Annotated in this window: 13 protein-coding genes and 2 riboswitches; of the genes, 4 read left to right on the forward strand and 9 right to left on the reverse strand. The window is 53.5% G+C overall.

All coding sequences use genetic code 11. The features are described from left to right. The first annotated feature begins 2 nt into the window (after positions 1 to 2). From BMX91_RS12910 to BMX91_RS12925, 4 genes are all read left to right on the forward strand, one after another. Positions 3 to 1367 carry a PTS transporter subunit EIIC gene (locus BMX91_RS12910; RefSeq protein ID WP_092055079.1) on the forward strand — a complete coding sequence of 455 codons (1365 nt, stop codon included), beginning with the start codon at positions 3 to 5 and terminating at the stop codon, positions 1365 to 1367. Between the two features lie 89 nt (positions 1368 to 1456). Next, entirely contained in the window at positions 1457 to 2536 is a 1080-nt protein-coding gene (locus tag BMX91_RS12915) for a DUF871 domain-containing protein (protein WP_092055081.1), read from the forward strand. Between the two features lie 52 nt (positions 2537 to 2588). Continuing rightward, positions 2589 to 4517 (forward strand): GTP-binding protein, encoded by a 1929-nt coding sequence (locus BMX91_RS12920; RefSeq protein WP_092055083.1) that lies wholly within the window; start codon positions 2589 to 2591, stop codon positions 4515 to 4517. Between the two features lie 98 nt (positions 4518 to 4615). Then, positions 4616 to 5683 (forward strand): LLM class flavin-dependent oxidoreductase, encoded by a 1068-nt coding sequence (locus BMX91_RS12925; protein ID WP_092055085.1) that lies wholly within the window; start codon positions 4616 to 4618, stop codon positions 5681 to 5683. Positions 5684 to 5749: 66 nt separating this feature from the next. On the opposite strand, the gene gltS is transcribed toward BMX91_RS12925, so the two are convergent. The 9 genes from gltS to BMX91_RS12970 form a co-directional block, all read right to left on the reverse strand. Next, complete coding sequence (gene gltS, locus BMX91_RS12930; RefSeq protein WP_092055087.1) at positions 5750 to 6937, reverse strand: sodium/glutamate symporter; 1188 nt, start codon at positions 6935 to 6937, stop codon at positions 5750 to 5752. Positions 6938 to 7355: 418 nt separating this feature from the next. Next, on the reverse strand, positions 7356 to 8024 hold the full coding sequence (locus BMX91_RS12935) for a carboxymuconolactone decarboxylase family protein (protein WP_092055089.1): 669 nt from the start codon (positions 8022 to 8024) through the stop codon (positions 7356 to 7358). A gap of 133 nt (positions 8025 to 8157) precedes the next feature. After that, a riboswitch (SAM riboswitch) is annotated at positions 8158 to 8262 on the reverse strand. A gap of 209 nt (positions 8263 to 8471) precedes the next feature. Further along, positions 8472 to 9974: a sodium:solute symporter family protein gene (locus BMX91_RS12940; protein WP_092055091.1), complete on the reverse strand. Its 1503-nt coding sequence runs from the start codon at positions 9972 to 9974 to the stop codon at positions 8472 to 8474. Positions 9975 to 9995: 21 nt separating this feature from the next. Next, a complete protein-coding gene (locus tag BMX91_RS12945; RefSeq protein ID WP_092055093.1) occupies positions 9996 to 11372 on the reverse strand; it encodes an LLM class flavin-dependent oxidoreductase in 1377 nt (458 codons plus the stop codon). 163 nt (positions 11373 to 11535) lie between these two features. Continuing rightward, a riboswitch (SAM riboswitch) is annotated at positions 11536 to 11640 on the reverse strand. A 170-nt stretch (positions 11641 to 11810) separates the two neighbouring features. Further along, positions 11811 to 13463: a catalase gene (locus tag BMX91_RS12950; protein ID WP_092055095.1), complete on the reverse strand. Its 1653-nt coding sequence runs from the start codon at positions 13461 to 13463 to the stop codon at positions 11811 to 11813. A 295-nt stretch (positions 13464 to 13758) separates the two neighbouring features. Further along, on the reverse strand, positions 13759 to 14739 hold the full coding sequence (locus BMX91_RS12955; protein ID WP_092055097.1) for an MBL fold metallo-hydrolase: 981 nt from the start codon (positions 14737 to 14739) through the stop codon (positions 13759 to 13761). 23 nt (positions 14740 to 14762) lie between these two features. After that, complete coding sequence (locus tag BMX91_RS12960) at positions 14763 to 15278, reverse strand: hypothetical protein (RefSeq protein WP_092055100.1); 516 nt, start codon at positions 15276 to 15278, stop codon at positions 14763 to 14765. A 138-nt stretch (positions 15279 to 15416) separates the two neighbouring features. Further along, on the reverse strand, positions 15417 to 16118 hold the full coding sequence (locus tag BMX91_RS12965; protein WP_092055102.1) for an SDR family oxidoreductase: 702 nt from the start codon (positions 16116 to 16118) through the stop codon (positions 15417 to 15419). A 323-nt stretch (positions 16119 to 16441) separates the two neighbouring features. Next, the coding region (locus BMX91_RS12970) for an IS3 family transposase (RefSeq protein WP_177168391.1) at positions 16442 to 16901 on the reverse strand (460 nt) is incomplete at its 5' end.

Raw genomic sequence — 16901 nt, forward strand, 5'->3', positions numbered from 1 at the left:
TGATGAAAAAAGAAGAAAAGCTCGCAAGGGGGATTCTGGACCATATCGGAGGCGGGGACAACATCCGTTCCTTCACCCACTGTATGACCCGTGTCCGTCTGGACCTGAAAGACGAAAGCAAAGCCGATATTCAGGCACTGAAAAATACGGACGGGGTCATGGGAGTCATCGAGGACGAAACACTTCAGATCGTCGTCGGCCCGGGCACGGTGAACAAGGTGTCCGACCAGATCACAAAAATGACCGGCAAGCGGATGGGTGAAACAGTGGATGCCAACGAAGATGACGCCGTGAGCCTGAAAAAGTCCGAGCTCAAGAAGAAAAACAACACACCGGTCAAAAATCTGCTGAGGAAGATCGGAAGCATCTTCATCCCGCTCATTCCGGGTCTTGTCGCTTCCGGGATCATCAACGGAATCGCCGGATTTGCCAAGAACGCCGGAGTGGATGAAACGGAGACATGGATTCAGATCCTTACTCTCCTCGGGGGAAGCATCTTCGGCTACCTGGCAATCGTCGTCGGCTGGAACACCGCGAAAGAGTTCGGGGGAACTCCGGTCCTTGGGGCCATTGCCGGAATCATCACGATTCATCCGGGCTTGGCAGATATCGTTCTGTTCGGCGAAAACTTGCTTCCGGGACGCGGCGGGCTGTTCGGTGCCATGTTTGCAGCCTGGCTGATGGTCGTGTTTGAACGCTTTTATAGAAGATTCATTCCGAATGCGGTCGACATCATTGTCACTCCACTGCTCACTGTCCTGACGGTCGGAATCCTGACGATCGTTGCAGTCATGCCGGCCGCGGGCGTCTTGTCTGACGGCATCACAACCGGCATCCATGCCGTACTGGAAGTCGGCGGCCCGGTTGCCGGCGGTCTCCTGGCAGGATTTTTCCTGCCGCTCGTCATGGTAGGGCTTCACCATGGGCTGACACCAATCCATATGGAACTGATCAACTCCGTGGGCGCGACGTCCCTCCTCCCGATCCTGGCAATGGCCGGGGCCGGACAGGTCGGCGCATCGATCGCCATCTTCGTGAAATCCCGGAACCAGCGCCTGAAGAACGTCATCAAGGGCGGCCTCCCGGCGGGCCTCCTCGGCATCGGGGAACCGCTGTTGTACGGGGTGACGCTCCCCCTCGGCCGGCCATTCATCACCGCCTGCATGGGGGCTGCCGTCGGCGGTGCCTACCAGGCAATCATGCATACAGCAGCTAGCGGTATCGGGGTATCTGGCCTGTCTCTCATTCCACTGATTGTGGAAAACAAATACCTGATGTATTTCATCGGACTCGTCATCACCTATACAGCCGGATTCATCTTTACGTATTTCTTCGGCTTCAAGAAGGAAATGGACGAAGGCTTCTGAAATTGAGCAGAGGAGAAAACCGCTGGTTGTACCGCGGGCTTCTCCCCTGCTTTTCTGCATTAGTATCCATCTAAGAAAGGAAGCTGACCATGCTTGGAATTTCTGTATACCTGAATCAGGCGTCTGACGAAAGATTGGAAGCCTATATCCGAAAGATGAGGGCCGCCGGTTTCCGCGGCATCTTCACCTCTCTTCATATCCCCGAGGATGACCCGGGACAATACGCCGACCGGCTGCGGGCGCTCGGCACGCTCGCCGCAACTAACGAGATGGAGCTGACTGCGGACATCTCCCCGGCCTCACTCGGGCATCTCGGACTCACCTTCAAGACGGCCGACCGCCTGCTTGACTGGGGAGTCACCGGACTCCGTGTGGATTATGGAATCAGCGAGGAAGAAACAGCAGCCCTGTCCCACCGGATGACGGTCGCCCTAAACGCCAGTACGCTCACCGGGGAAACCATCCAAAGACTGAAGAAATGCGGCCTCCGGCTTTCTGCGGCTGAAGCGTGGCATAATTTTTATCCGAGGCCCGAAACCGGTCTGGGAGTGAATGATTTCACCGAGCGGAACCGCTGGCTGCAGAGCGAAGGCCTGAAAGTCATGGCTTTCGTTCCCGGAGACGGCGACCGCCGCGGTCCTCTATACAAGGGGCTTCCGACACTTGAAGACCATAGGGACCGCACTTCCTTCTCCTCCTATCTCGACCTTCTAGACAGCGGATGTGTGGACCATATCTATATCGGGGATCCATCAATGAGTGAACGCTCGCTTGAACAGTTCAGCTGTCATGCCGGTGGCACCTTCCTCCTCAGTGCCGTGCCGGCTTTTCCCGATGCACAGGCCGCGCTGCCCGGATCCGACCATACGAACCGGCAGGATGCGGCGCGTGACGTGATCCGCTCCGCGGAGTCCCGGCTGTACGGCAATGCCGGAGACCGGCCGGTCGACCCCGCCAATACGTCGGAGCGCCCCTTCGGCTCAGTGACCATCGACAATTCCCTGTACGGCCGCTATCAGGGAGAACTGCAGATTACCAAGCGGGACTTGCCTGAGGATGAAAAAGTGAATGTCATCGGCCGGATCACCGAAGACGACAGGCCTGTGCTCCGGCACATCAAAGGCGGAGATGCATTCCGCATCCGCATGGAAGGCGGACCACAGGCCTGAGGCGATTCTGCTATACTATTGAGCAGAATCCGGCCAGGAAGAAGGAATGGATATGTTCAAGACAATCGGGATCCTCGCTCATGTGGATGCCGGAAAAACAACATTCTCCGAACAATTGCTTTATCATACGGAAGCGATCCGGAGCCGCGGGCGGGTCGACCACAAGGATGCTTTTCTCGACAGCCATGCCATCGAGAAAAACCGGGGCATTACTGTGTTTGCCGACCAGGCCGTGTTCCGGCACAACGGGACCGAATACACGCTGATCGACACCCCCGGACACGTCGACTTCTCACCAGAGATGGAACGGGCGATCCGGGTGATGGATGCGGCGATTCTTGTGGTCAGCGCGGCCGACGGCGTGGAGGGCCACACCGAAACGGTCTGGGACCTGCTCCGGAAGCACCGCGTCCCGACATACATCTTCATCAACAAGACAGACCGGGAAGGCGCCGACCGGGAAACAGCCCTGACCGAGATCCGGAAGTCCCTGTCGGAAAATGTGGTGCTCCTTGATGACGGGCTGACCCCTGATGTCATCGAGTGGATGGCGGAACGGGATGAAACACTTCTGGAGCATTATCTCGAGGAAGGCTTTGATGAGGAAGTGTGGATCCGAGACATGCGCCGCATGACGGATTCAGGGCGGATTTACCCAGCAGGCAGCGGCTCGGCACTGAAAGACATCGGCGTCACCGAATTTTTCGAATGGCTGGACCGGCTTTCAGGCGGGACACTGCCTGATGCGGATGGCCCTTTTGCAGCCCGCGTCTACAAGATCCGCCATGACGAAGGCGGACAACGCGTCACTTTCCTGAAACTGACCGGCGGACGGCTATCGGTCCGGGATGAAATCCGGATTGCGGGTGAACCCCAAAAAGTCACACAGATCCGGAAATACAGCGGTCACAAGTACACTGTCCAGGACACGGCCGGCCCTGGCGAACTTGTGGCGGTCATGGGGCTTTCGGGCATCGTGGCCGGTGAGCCGCTCGGGGCGGAAACAGGACAGACAGCCTTTTCACTCACCCCTTCCCTGTCTGCTGCCGTCCGTTTTGGTGACTCCATTCATCCGAAGGATATGCTCGCCCATTTCATGCAACTGGATACAGAAGACCCTTCTCTCTCCGTCACCTGGGACGAACATGCCAGTGAGATCCGCGTACATGTCATGGGCCTGATTCAGCTGGATGTGCTGAAGGAAATCATGTCTGACCGGTTCGGCCAGCTCGTCACATTCGGAGATCCGTCGATCCTCTATAAGGAAACGGTTCGCACAGCCGTCACCGGCTACGGACACTTCGAACCGCTCCGCCATTATGCGGAAGTGCATCTGGATATCGCTCCGTCCGAACGGGGTGCGGGCATAACATTCAAGAGCAACTGCCACCCGAACGAACTCGCCCCCGGCTTCCAGAACCTCGTCGGCCAGGTGCTGACCGAAAAGCCGCATCGCGGCCTGCTCACCGGATCCCCGCTGACCGATTTGCAGATCGCACTGAGCACCGGCAGGGCGCATAACGAGCACACATCCGGCGGGGACTTCAGGGAAGCGTCGCTCCGGGCCCTCCGTCAGGGCCTGGAAAAGGCGGACAATGTCTTGCTGGAGCCCGTATACGACGTGAAGATCAAAGTGGCGACCGGACTGATGGGACGTGTGCTGAACGACATCCAGAAAGCGCACGGACAGTTCGGAGAACCCGAGACGGAAGGAGACGCCATACGCATCAGCGCACGTGTACCCGTCTCCACATTCATGGGCTATCCTGCTGAATTCTCTTCCTTCACCAGCGGCAAAGGCTCCATTTCCCTGCGCCCCGGCGGCTACGAAGAATGCCACAACCCAGAAGAGGTGACGGAACGGATCGGCTATGACAAAGATGCCGACCCCGACTATTCCTCGTCTTCAATCTTCTGCGCCAAGGGCAAAGGTTATTCCGTTCCATGGCATGAAGCGGAAGCGGCCATGCACCTGTTGTAGACATATCCGGCTTCCTTTGTCGGGGACAAGAGCCTCCATTTGGTGCGTCAGTGCGCTTTTCATTTAGTCTGGCAGTAATCAGGAAAGGAGCCACTCTTATGGAACAATTTAGAATTGACCGGTCCAAGGGAATGGAGATCGGCCTCTATTCACTTGGCGACCACATGATGAACCCCCATAACGGCGAGAAGATCAGTGCGGAACAGCGTGTCCGTGAAATCATTGACGCCGCCAAACTGGCTGACGAAGCCGGCCTGGACGTGTTCTCTGTCGGCGAAAGCCACCAGCGGCACTTTGCCACACAGGCGCACACCGTCATCCTCGGCGCGATTGCACAAGCGACCAGGCAAATCAAAATTGCCAGCTCTTCAACGGTACTGAGCGTCTGGGAGCCGGTACGTGCGTTCGAAGACTTCGCGACAATCGATCTGATTTCCGGCGGACGGGCAGAAATCGTTGCGGGCCGCGGTTCCAGGACCGGCGCGTTCGACCTGCTCGGCTATGATCTGAACGACTACGAAGCGCTGTTCGAAGAAAAGCTGGACCTTCTCCTAAAGCTGAACGCGGCGGAGGATCCCATCAGCTGGGAAGGTGAATTCCGCCCGCCCCTCAGGAACGCAGAAATCTATCCGCAACCAAAGGACGGACAGCTTCCGATCTGGCGCGCAGTCGGAGGACCCCCGGCGAGTGCAATCAAGGCCGGCTATGCGGGCGTCCCGATGATTCTGGCGACACTCGGCGGGCCGGCGATGAATTTCACCGCTTCAGTCGATGCCTACCGGGAGGCGGCCCAGCGGAGCGGACATGATCCAAACCGGCTCCCGATCGGCACGACCAGCCTTTTCTACACCGCCGAAACCACCCAGGATGCACTCCGCGAGTACTACCCTCACCTGCACTATGGCTTCATGGCGATCCGCGGCGGCGGCTATCCGAAGCAGCAGTTCGAGCAGGCCGTCGGCCACCGCGATGCCCTAATGATCGGAAGCCCGCAGCAGATCATTGAGAAAATCCTCTATCAGTACGAACTTTTCGGCCATCAGCGCTTTATCGCGCAAATTGATTTTGGCGGGGTGCCGTTTGACAAGATTGCGAAAAACATCGAGCTGATCGCAACCGAGATCATGCCGGCAGTAAAAAAGTACACGAAAGCAGACAACAATTGAAAAACGAAAGCCTTCCGGTTCGTCTGTACGAACGGAAGGCTTTCGTTTTTATCTATAGAGATCTTATCACGGCGCGAACATATTGATCGTCGTGATGATGATCGGCGCACCGAACAGAACATCCTGCAGGAAACCGCCGACGATCGGTACGACAAGGAACGCCGTACGGGATGGGCCAAACTTGTTGACCGTCGCGCCCATATTCGCCATTGCGTTTGGCGTAGCCCCGAGACCGTGGCCGAGCATACCGGAAATCATGACGGCTGCATCGTAGTCTTTGCCGAGGAAACGGAACACTACGAAGATGGCAAACAGCGCTACAAAAGCAACCTGAACAAGTACAATACCGATCAGCGGAAGTGCCAGTCCGACAACTTCCCATATCTTAATGCTCATCAGAGCCATCGACAGGAAGATCGCCAGGGAAATTTCGCCGATGAGGTTGATCTCTTTCATATTGACCGTGCCAGGCAGCGTACGGTCCACCAGGTTCCGGACGATAACGGCAACGAACATCGCGCCGATATAGGCCGGCAGGACAAAGCCGGTTGCCTCCGAGAAAATTTCCCCGATGTACGTTCCGCCTGCCATCGATAGGGTGATCAGCGCAATCTGAATCATGAACGAACGTTCAGTGACCGGCTTTTCTGCCTCTTCAACGAACGCTTCAACTTTTCCTTCAGTTGGTTTCAGATCGTGCTTTCTGATGAGGAATCTGGCGACCGGCCCACCGGACAGGCTCCCGGAAATCAGGCCGAGCGTGGCTGCTGCCATCCCGATCGTGACAGCCGAATCAATGCCAAGTTCTTGGATCGTCTGCCCGTAAGCAGCTGCGCCACCGTGGCCGCCGCTCATTGATACCGCCCCGCTCATGACTCCAAGGAGCGGATCAATGCCGAACACTTTGGATAGCGAGACACCGATGACATTCTGCATGAAGATGAGGATTCCACAGAAAATCAGATAGATGATCAGGAGCTTCCCGCCCAGTTTAATAAGCTTCATGCTGGCTCCAAGCCCGACCGTCGTAAAGAATGCGACCATGAAGAGCGACTGCAGGGAAGTATCCAATGCAATTTCAACGACGCCCGTCGTTTGGAGAATAAAGGCGAGGATGGCGAAAATTAGGCCGCCGACAACAGGTGCCGGAATCAGGAACCGGTCAAGAATGCCGATCCGGTTGACGAGGGCCATTCCCAACAGGTAGAGGGCCACTGCCAGGAACAGTGTAGAAATCTGGTTGATCTCAATCATAACTTTGTCACCTTTCGCAAAAAATTATACGGTTTCCGGACCCGGCCTGCACCCGATCAGTGTCGGATCCCCCCAACAGGCCCTGCACGGTCCGAAAAACCGTTTGTAATAGCGTTTTCAAATATGGCTGAACGCATTTTCATCTATTGATGCTTTACCCCTTGCTTGCTGACTCAACCCATCGCGAAAACAAAACCCACGGAAATTCATGGAATCGCTTTCGTAATTGTTAAATGAACGCTTCTTTAGCGATGCACTGTTTTAAAGTATAATCAGTCACGCTAATTTTTTGCAATAGAAAACGCAGAATCCGTACTATTCCAAAAAGTAAATCCGCTATTATTTACTAGACGCGGAAATAAAAAGAGACGGTTCCATACCTTTAAAAGGTACGGAACCGTCTTTCAGATCCAAGGAATCAGTTGTCGTATGCATTGAGAGCGTTCACGCTATGCGCGATTGCAGAACCAGCCTTAAGCGCAACCGCCACGAAAATCGCTTCCGATAGCTCTTCCAGGCTGGCGCCGGCTTTCTTGGCGTTTTTCGTGTGGAGATCGATGCAGTAAGCGCATCCTGTCGTGTGTGCCGAAGCCACAGCGATCAGTTCCTTTTCCTTTACGCTCAGTTTTCCGGCCTTGAGAGCTGCGCCATCGAACTTCACGAACGTTTTGAATGCCTCTTCATCCAGTTCTGCGAACTCCGGCAGACGGTTAAAGTAAGACGCTTTGTAAAACTCCCCGTCACCTTTGCCGTCGTATGCGTTCAATCCGTTCACCCCATGAGCAAGTGCCGATCCGGCTTTGAGCGCAGTCGCGACAAAGATCGCTTCAGCGACTTCCTCTTTGGAAGAGTCGTTTTTCTTGGCATTCCCGATATGCAGATCGATGCAGTAAGGGCAGCCTGTGATATGGGCAACGGCCACGGCGATCAGTTCCTTCAATTTTACGGACAGTTTTCCTTCGGCCAATGCCTGGTCGTTGAACTTGAAGAACGTTTCAAACGCTTCAGGCGCGTATTTTTTCAGTTCGAAAATTCTTCCGAAGTATTCCTTTTTGTACAGGCTGTCTGTTTTAGTAGTAGTAGTCATCTCAAAACTCCCCTTTTCGTCTTTTTCTTACTGATCGGTTGAGTCGGAATAGCTTGTCTTGTTAGAGCCGAAGAAAGTCCAGTCATTTAAAAAGCCCCTTCCCGATGAGGAAGAGGCAGTATGTATTCGGCCTTCCTCATCTTTCAAGCTTGCGCTTGCTGGAGTGAGCACCTTGTTACAACGTAACGGTTGCTGCGGGATCTGCGGACCAGTTTCCTCCCCCGGCTCTTGATAAGGTCAAAGTCTATTCAATTAGTAAGATTATCCTAAGCATATCGGACCCCATATCGTCTGTCAACATGAAATCTTCAATCATTTATGAATACCGCGACTTCTCTATTTGCTGAAGTACCACTTCCACAATGCAAATCCGACAATGGCATAAATAACGACAAATCCGTAAAGCCAGACAGTCAGCATCTCATTCACAAACATGGTCAAGCCCCCTTAGCTCCCCTGTTCTGCCTCTGGAATCAGGACTTCTTCCTTATTCGATTCCAGAACATTTGCCAATACAAACATGGTCAATATACCGATCCCGGTCGCCACTGCACCGGCCGTCATCGTGCTTGGGATGATGCCGCTGAAGTAGAGGATCAGGTAGGCAAGGAGTCCGATGATCATTGATGCCTCTGCTGCTCTGGCGGAAGCCTTCTTTCTCCCATACACTGCATATAAAATGGGACCCAATGTTCCGGCTGCGACTCCGGAAATGCCGATCCACATAATATCTCCCATGTAAGCAGGCGGTTTCATCACAATCAGAAGGGCGATGATTCCCACAACAGGAACGGTCAGCCTGCTGATCCGAAGCGCGATTTTCTCCGCCTTTTCTTCGTCGACTCTGACATAGCCTTTTCTGACCAGGAATTTCAGGAAAATGTCATTGGCAAAAACAGTGGAAATCGAGACGAACAGCCCGTCCGTTGTTGACATGGCCGCAGCCAGAATCACGACACCGAATAATGCAACAACAGCAGCAGGAAATGCCCAGGCCACATATTCCATCAAAGCCAGATCCGCAACGACGTCCCCGGATCCCAGCGCCACCCTGCTATAGAGTCCTCCAAAGAGAACCAATACGCTAAGCGAAGCCACGATGACATAGGTCAGAATCATTTTACCCAGGTCTTTTTCGCTCTTGATGCCCAAAACTTTATTGAATAAGTGAGGTGCGGACGCAAAGGCCCACTGGATGCAGATTGCGCCGATCACTGCACCGATCGAATAGAAGTGAGCCGAATCAGGGTTAAAAACAGTCACGAGATTGGGATCCTGTGCCGCCAGGTTGTCGGTGATCCCGGAAAATGTGGCCGCGATGCCGTCCCTCCAGAAGATTACAATTCCGGATATGAAGATCACAATTCCTGCAATCGCCATCAGAATCACTTGAACGGCATCTGTATAGATATCCGCAAACGCTCCGCCGCCGAAAACATACACCACCACGATGACGGTGATGAGGATCAGGCCGGTACGATAGTCCATCCCCAATAAATACTCAAAAATCCTTGCTCCGGCTACAAACTGGGCGGCAATATAAAAGATGTTAAAAAGCAGAATGAGGCCGGTTCCCACACGCAAAAGGTCGCTATTATAATAGTCCCCAAGCCAATCCGGCAATGAGAGAGACTTCTGCTCTTCATTCAGTTTACGGATTTTCTTCGCGACCATCAGAACTCCTATAGCTCCCCCTCCAATCATCGCAAGCATGAGCCAGAGATTCGTGAGCCCCCACTCATGTGACCAGCCCGGATAACCGAGGAAAGTCGCAGCGCTGAGGTAAGTGGCAGCGAAAGAGAGACCCAGCACAACGGGCCCCAGGCGTCCCCCGCCTATTGCGAAGTCCCGGATGTTCTTTGTTTTCTTTGTGCCGATATAGCCAAGAACGAGCATGATTGCCAGAAAAGCGGCAAACCCGATCCAGGTAAATAGTGTGACAGTGTTCATGGCATTCCCTTCTTTTCCGTTTTACTTCACCAATGACGAAAGTTGTTTTGCCGGGTGGCTTTCAGGCAGACGCGCAGAGCCTGTGCCGAATAGGTTTTCCCGCAATGTCTTTCCCTCATATTCAGTCCGGTAGATTCCCCGCTTCTGCAGCTCCGGAACGACATGATCCACAAACTCACGGAATGTCTCGAGTGAATAACTTTGTGCGATATTGAAGCCGTCCACATCACCTACTGTTGCCCATTCCTCGATATGGTCCGCTATCTGCTCTGGGGTCCCAATGAATTTCGCTGTCCCGTTGCCAAGTCCATGGTTGAGCACGGCTTCCCGCAAAGTCCATTTCTTTTTCGGGTCTTTCGTATACATGTCCAGATTTCCCTGCACGGCATCCGTTTCGATGTCCTCGATGTACTGATCGGGATCATATTTCGAAAAATCGATTCCCGTATGTCCGGAAAGAAGTGCCGCTGTCCCTTCATAGCTCACATGATTTTTCAGGTCCTCGTATTTGGAGAGCGCCTCTTCCTCCGTGGAGCCTACAATCGGAAGGATCATCGGGAAGATCCGGATGTCTTCGGGACTTCTGCCGTGTGCAGCGGCGCGTTTACGCAAATCAGCGGAATAGGCCTGCTGCGCCTGCAGGGAATGGCCCTTTGTGAATACTGCTTCCGCATGCTTGGCCGCAAAATCGCGTCCCCGCGGTGAGGCCCCTGCCTGGAACAGAACCGGTGTCCGCTGAGGAGACGGCTCGGTCAAATGGATACCCGGAACATCAAAGAATTCCCCATGGTGCCGGATTGGATGGACTTTTGACGGGTCTGCAAATGTATCCCCTTCTTTGTCATAAACTACTGCGTCGTCTTCCCAGCTGTGTTCCCAAAGCTTATACACCACTTCGAGGAATTCGTCCGCACGGTCGTAGCGCTGACTTTTCGGGAGTCGTCCGGACAACCCGAGATTGACCGCTTCACTTTCCAGATAGGAAGTGACTACATTCCATCCGAGCCGGCCTTCTGTCACATGATCCAATGTCGAGAGCTGGCGCGCCAATGCATAAGGCTGGGCATAAGTCGTAGAGACAGTCGGTGCAAATCCGATATGTTCTGTCACCTGTGCCATGGCGGAGATGATCAATAACGGGTCGTGCGCAGGCAACTGTACAGCATGGCGGACGGCCGCTTCATGGCTGCTGCCGTAAACCGAATAGGTTCCAAGCACATCCGCGATAAAGACAGCATCGAATTTCCCCCGCTCCAATACTTTTGCGGTTTCTGTCCAGAAATCCAGCCCGTTATGGTTGATCCCTTCATTTTTTTCATGCTTCCAAAGGCCGGTCGAGTGCGGTGACGGTGAATTTTGTACAAAACCATTCAGATGAATCTGCTTTTTCTTCCCCATGAATCGTCTCCCCTTTCAGGTCCTTGACTAACTATCTCCATATAAAAAGTCGGAATAATGATTGCAGGGTTGCCTTAGCTCTTATACCGCACGCCTCAAAGTGCATCCCAGACAAGCAAAAAACCTCTTCCCGGAGGGGGAAGAGGAAAATTCATCTATTCCACCCTCATCTTTCAAGCATACGCTTGCTGGAATGAGCACCTTGTTACATCGTAACGGTTGCTGCGGGATCGTAGGACCAGATTCCTCCCCCGTCTCTAGATAAGGAAAACTCCTATTCAGTTAGTAAGGTTGACTCCATAATATAGATATCGGATAAGTCAGTCAACACGGAATACTCAAAATGGTAAAAAAGAACGATGCATGCGGATTGGCATGTATCGTTCCTATCAGAGTCATCAGAAGTTGGACAGCCTATGATGACCGGAGTTTTAGTGATTAGTAACCGTCTGTTTCACGGCCTTTTTCAACCGCTTCGTCAACAGCTTCGTTTTGGGCGTTTGTGCCGCCTTCACCGTATTTCGACTTGACGCCGGCTTCCTGGCCAGGAAGGCGGTCATCATCGCCTTTTGCTTCAATTTCTTTCATCTTCGCCTCAATGCCTTCCTTCACGCGGCGACCGTAATCTTCATCAGCCTGTGTGAAGTGATGGACCATTGCATCTTGGATGCGCTTGTCACAGATCGATAACACATCAGACAGGTTGGAGATGAGTTCTTCGCGCTCCCACTCTTCGAATGCGCGGTAAGTTTCGCCGGCCTGTCCGTAGTTGTTCGGACGGTCGATCTGCTCACTCATGACTTTGCCGCTGTATTCAGGGTTATGAGGCGTGCGCTCGGACTTGTCCGCTTCCTGCAGGCCGCCGACCATGGACGGCTCGTAGTTGATGTGCGGATTGCCGCCTGCTTCTTCCGGTGTGCGCATGCTCATCTGGCCGCGGTGCTGGTTCGTGCGGACTTTCGCTTTCGGCGCGTTGACCGGGAGCTGGAGGTAGTTCGCGCCAACACGGTAGCGCTGTGTATCGGAGTAGGAGAATGTACGGCCCTGGAGCATCTTGTCGTCGGAGAAGTCCATTCCGTCGACGAGCACTCCCGTACCGAATGCCGCCTGCTCAATCTGTGAATGGAAGTCCGTCGGGTTCTCATTGAGGACCATCTTGCCGACCGGCAGCCAAGGGAACTTATCCTCCGGCCACAGTTTCGTATCATCCAGCGGATCGAAATCGAGTTCCGGATGATAGCCGTCTTCCATGATTTGGACATAGAGTTCCCACTCCGGATACTCGCCGCGCTCGATCGCTTCGTAGAGATCCTGAGTCATGTGGGCGACGTTCTTGCCCTGGATCTCCATTGCGTCTTTTGTCGTCAGGTTGCGGATGCCCTGTTTCGGCTCCCAGTGGTATTTGACGAGGACCGCTTCGCCCTTGTCGTTGACCCACTTGTATGTGTTGACGCCCGATCCCTGCATGTGGCGGTAGGTTGCAGGACGGCCCCATGGGGAGAACAGGAATGTGATCATATGTGTCGCTTCAGGCGAACGGGAGACAAAGTCGAACATGCGGCGCGGGTCCGGAACGTTCGACGCAGGGTCCGCCTTGAAGGCGTGGATCATGTCAGGGAATTTCATCGCGTCACGGATAAAGAAGATTTTCAGGTTGTTACCGACGAGGTCCCAGTTGCCGTCTTCTGTGTAGAACTTCACCGCGAAGCCGCGCGGGTCACGGTCAGTTTCAGGAGCATCCTTCGATCCGGCAACCGTGGAGAAGCGGACAAGTACCGGTGTCTTCTTGCCGGCATCCTGGAATACCTTTGCGCGTGTGTACTTCTCGGCCGGCTCGTCACCGACTTTGCCGTATGTCTCAAAGTAACCGAATGCACCCGTACCGCGTGCGTGCACGACACGCTCCGGTACCTCTTCCCGGTCAAAGTGCGACATCTTCTCGATGAAGTGATAGTTCTCCATCATCGCAGGACCGCGGTTGCCGAGTGTTTTGATGTTCTGGTTGTCGATTACGGGATGTCCTTGGCGAGTCGTCAGCGCCTCGCGATCGACCTGCTCGTTTGAACCATTCATCTTTTTGTCTTCCGCCAACATGAAAACCTCCTTGAGATCGTCTATACCCTTATACTACCTGTTTTCAGAATGTTTTTGAAGTAGGAAGGGCTGGTTTGTTTAGAATCACTTTCTAAATAGAATTATTCTAAACAACTTCAAATCAAGTATAATCAAGCCGCAGCCGACTTGCAAATGATTTGAGTATCAATTTTTTATTTTCCCCTATGAGGACAGTCTTATTCACCTCATCTCCTATTTAATAATGAAGTTCAATCTCGAATTCAAGAATGAGAATCATCCAATCTAAATGAGAGTGATTTTTCCATATTTGTCAAGCAGGACGATAGTGCCACACTCCGTCTTCCATCGCCTTCTCCACTTTCCCCTGTTCTTCGAGATAGTCGAGATGCCCGATAATCTCAGACATGACAAGCGGGAACTGTGTGTTGTACAGCTTGCCGTAATAGGCTTCTGTGATTTGCGCAGGGACCGAGATGCCGCTTCCGATGAGACTGATCAGCTTCTCACACTTCTTGTCCATTCTGGAAATGCGGTCCCGTACAAGTTCCCTGTGATTGCGGATAGAACCGTGATGTCCTGTATAAAGGACATCGGCATCCAGCCGGGCCAGTCTTTCGAGAGAACGGCGCTGCTGGCTGACCGACGGGAGCCGGCTTCCGTTCGCTGCCGGGTCGATGATGGCATTGACGGAAGAGCCGTCAATCAGCACATCCCCCGTAAATGCCGCCCGGCCCTCCGCATCCAGGAATGTGATGCTGTCAGGAGAGTGGCCCGGCGTCTCAATCACCTCAAAACCGAAAACACGATCCCCTTCTCCGATTTCAACGATTTCAGCCTTAAGTGCATACTTCGGAGCTTCCCGTATCGTTTGCTCAAGACGGGCGAAGCGCCCTGTCCCCATCTCACCGCCGCCCATCTCACGGTAGAGCCGCCGGAAAAAAGCAAGGCGCATTTCAAGGAACTCCTTATCGAGCCTCAGCCTCGGAACCGCGTCACGATGCGCATAGACCGGGATATCTTTTTCCTCAAGGATTCTCGGCACGAGCCCGGAATGGTCCTCATGGTGGTGCGTCAGGAGAATGGCATCCAGGTCACCGATTTCTGCGCCCGCCTGTTTTAGAGTGTCCCGAAGCCTGTCCATGCAGTCATCTGTATCCACACCCGCATCAATCAGGACAAGCCCGTCTTCCCTTCGGATAAGGAAGAAATTTATGGTCTTCAGCGTCGGATAGTCCGCCGGCTGAATAACCGGATAAATGGTATATGTCTGTTGTCTGATGGCTTCTGCCATATCCCCACTTCCTTCCCCTCTCACTAAATAGCGGCGATCCTTCCCGCCGCCTCGATCACCGATTCGGCAAATCCGCCGATGGCCCCCATGTGATCCTCATCCAGGCGGGTATTGAACACAGCCTCCACCCGGTTCGTCCATCCCGCATCCCCCTTGGGATAGTCGAAGCTCAGAGTCTGCGTAAGCCGGATGTCACGCTCCCACAGATCCGCAAGCAAGGCTCCGATGCTTTCGCACTGTTTAGCGGCGTCCGTGATCGGTTTATAGAACCGGACACTTAGTGTCACACCGGGCTCTTCTCCCGAAACTTCCAGTATCTCGCCTGCCAGATCCCTGGCGGATGCCGACAGCTCCACTTCGACCAGAATATCCGGACGGTCCGTGCGCACAAAACGGATGATGAGCGTGCGGGACAGATCGGCCAGATTCATAACATCAGAACGACCCGTAATCAGAATCCTTTTTTCCAGGTTGTCCAAGTTATATAGGTGATTTTCAAACGCGACCTTGAGGTTTTCAAAAATTGTAGGGTCTGACATTCAGGCCGCCTCCTTTTATCATCAATCTTACGTAAAGTCTTCCAACAGTTCAATAATTCTGAACCTTCTTTTCTATGAAAAGAAAGGACCCGCTTGGCATCAGCTTAAAGAGAACCATACGGGTACCGGATATACTGGTCAGACCGGCCTGATCGTGATTTCGTTTACATTGACATGGGCAGGTTGGGTGAGGGCGTAGACGATGGCATCCGCAATGTTTTCCGGATCAAGAATTTTTCTGTCGACGCTTCTAGAGCCCATCAGCGGAGTGTCGACCATCCCCGGTGAAATATTGGTCACACGGACACCGGTGCGGGCCAGTTCCTTCTCAAGACCCATCGAAACCGCCCGTACGGCGAACTTCGTCGCACTATAGACGGTGCTTGTCTTGGTCACTTCGTGGCCCGAGACGGAGTCGATGTTCAGAATGTGGCCGGCTCCCCGGCTGATCATTCCCGGCAAAACTGCGTTTGCGCCATATAGCACACCCTTGATGTTCACATCGATCATGCTGTCCCATTCCTCTGTCTTTCCCGAGCGCACCGTTCCGGCGAGCATCTGCCCGGCATTGTTGACAAGGATATCGACGGAACCGTATGCCTCTTGCGCCTTTCGGACAAGTTCTCCGACACTCGTCTTGTCCGCCATGTCGGTCGGTACTGCGATGGACTCGCCGCTCCCGCTGCTGTTGATCACCTCTTCCACGTCCGTCAGCTTTTCTGTGCTCCTTGCCGCAAGGACTACATTCATCCCCTCTTTGGCGAGCCGCCGGGCTATGGCCTTTCCGATGCCACTGCTCGCGCCTGTCACGATCGCTGTTTTGCCTTGCAGGTTTTCCATTCTACCGCCTCCTGTTCTTCCATCCTATACCCGGGGACGCTGTTATTAGACAGGGGAAGGAAATTGAGATTTGGCCGGTTTCGTCATTCATGGCCCTGATTTCGTCATTCCGGGCTCCAATTTCGTCATTCGTGGCCTTAATTTCGTCATTCGCCCAGGCGAGACGGTCGAATGACGAGATTATCCTGTTGAATGACGAAACCGGGCGGTCGAATGACGAGATTATAGGAGTGAATGACGAAACCACTTCTGAAAATAAAAAAAGCTTCCGGCGTTAACTGAACCGAACCCTATAAAGCGGACAGTTTAATAAAAGACCCTGCTTATGCGGCGATGAGATGACTCCGGTATTGTGCCGGAGTCATCTTTTTAAGATTCCATTGATATCGGTGGTTGTTGTACTCGAAAATATACTCATCCACCAGTTGTTTGAGCTCATCGAAGGTTTGGCATTGCCTGTAGTCAATTTCATCTTTCATATGACCGAAGAAGGATTCCATCGGCGCATTGTCCCAACAATTTCCCTTTCGGGACATTGATTGTTTGATGTTGAGATCCTTGAGGCGTTTCTGATACTCGGGATGGGTGTAGTGGAATCCTTGGTCTGAATGAAGGACGATTTCCGGGTGTAGATTCTCTCCAAGAGCTTCTTCAAGCTTGTCCAGCGTCCGGTACACGATTGGCATGGAAAGGCTGGTCGTCAGTTCATAAGCGAGGATTTCCTTGGTCGCCACGTCCTTCACAACCGATAGGTAGGCAGGCTGGCCTTTGCCGTGATACAGA

Origin of the sequence: Bhargavaea ginsengi, assembly GCF_900109165.1 — a bacterium.
Lineage (GTDB): Bacteria > Bacillota > Bacilli > Bacillales_A > Planococcaceae > Bhargavaea > Bhargavaea ginsengi.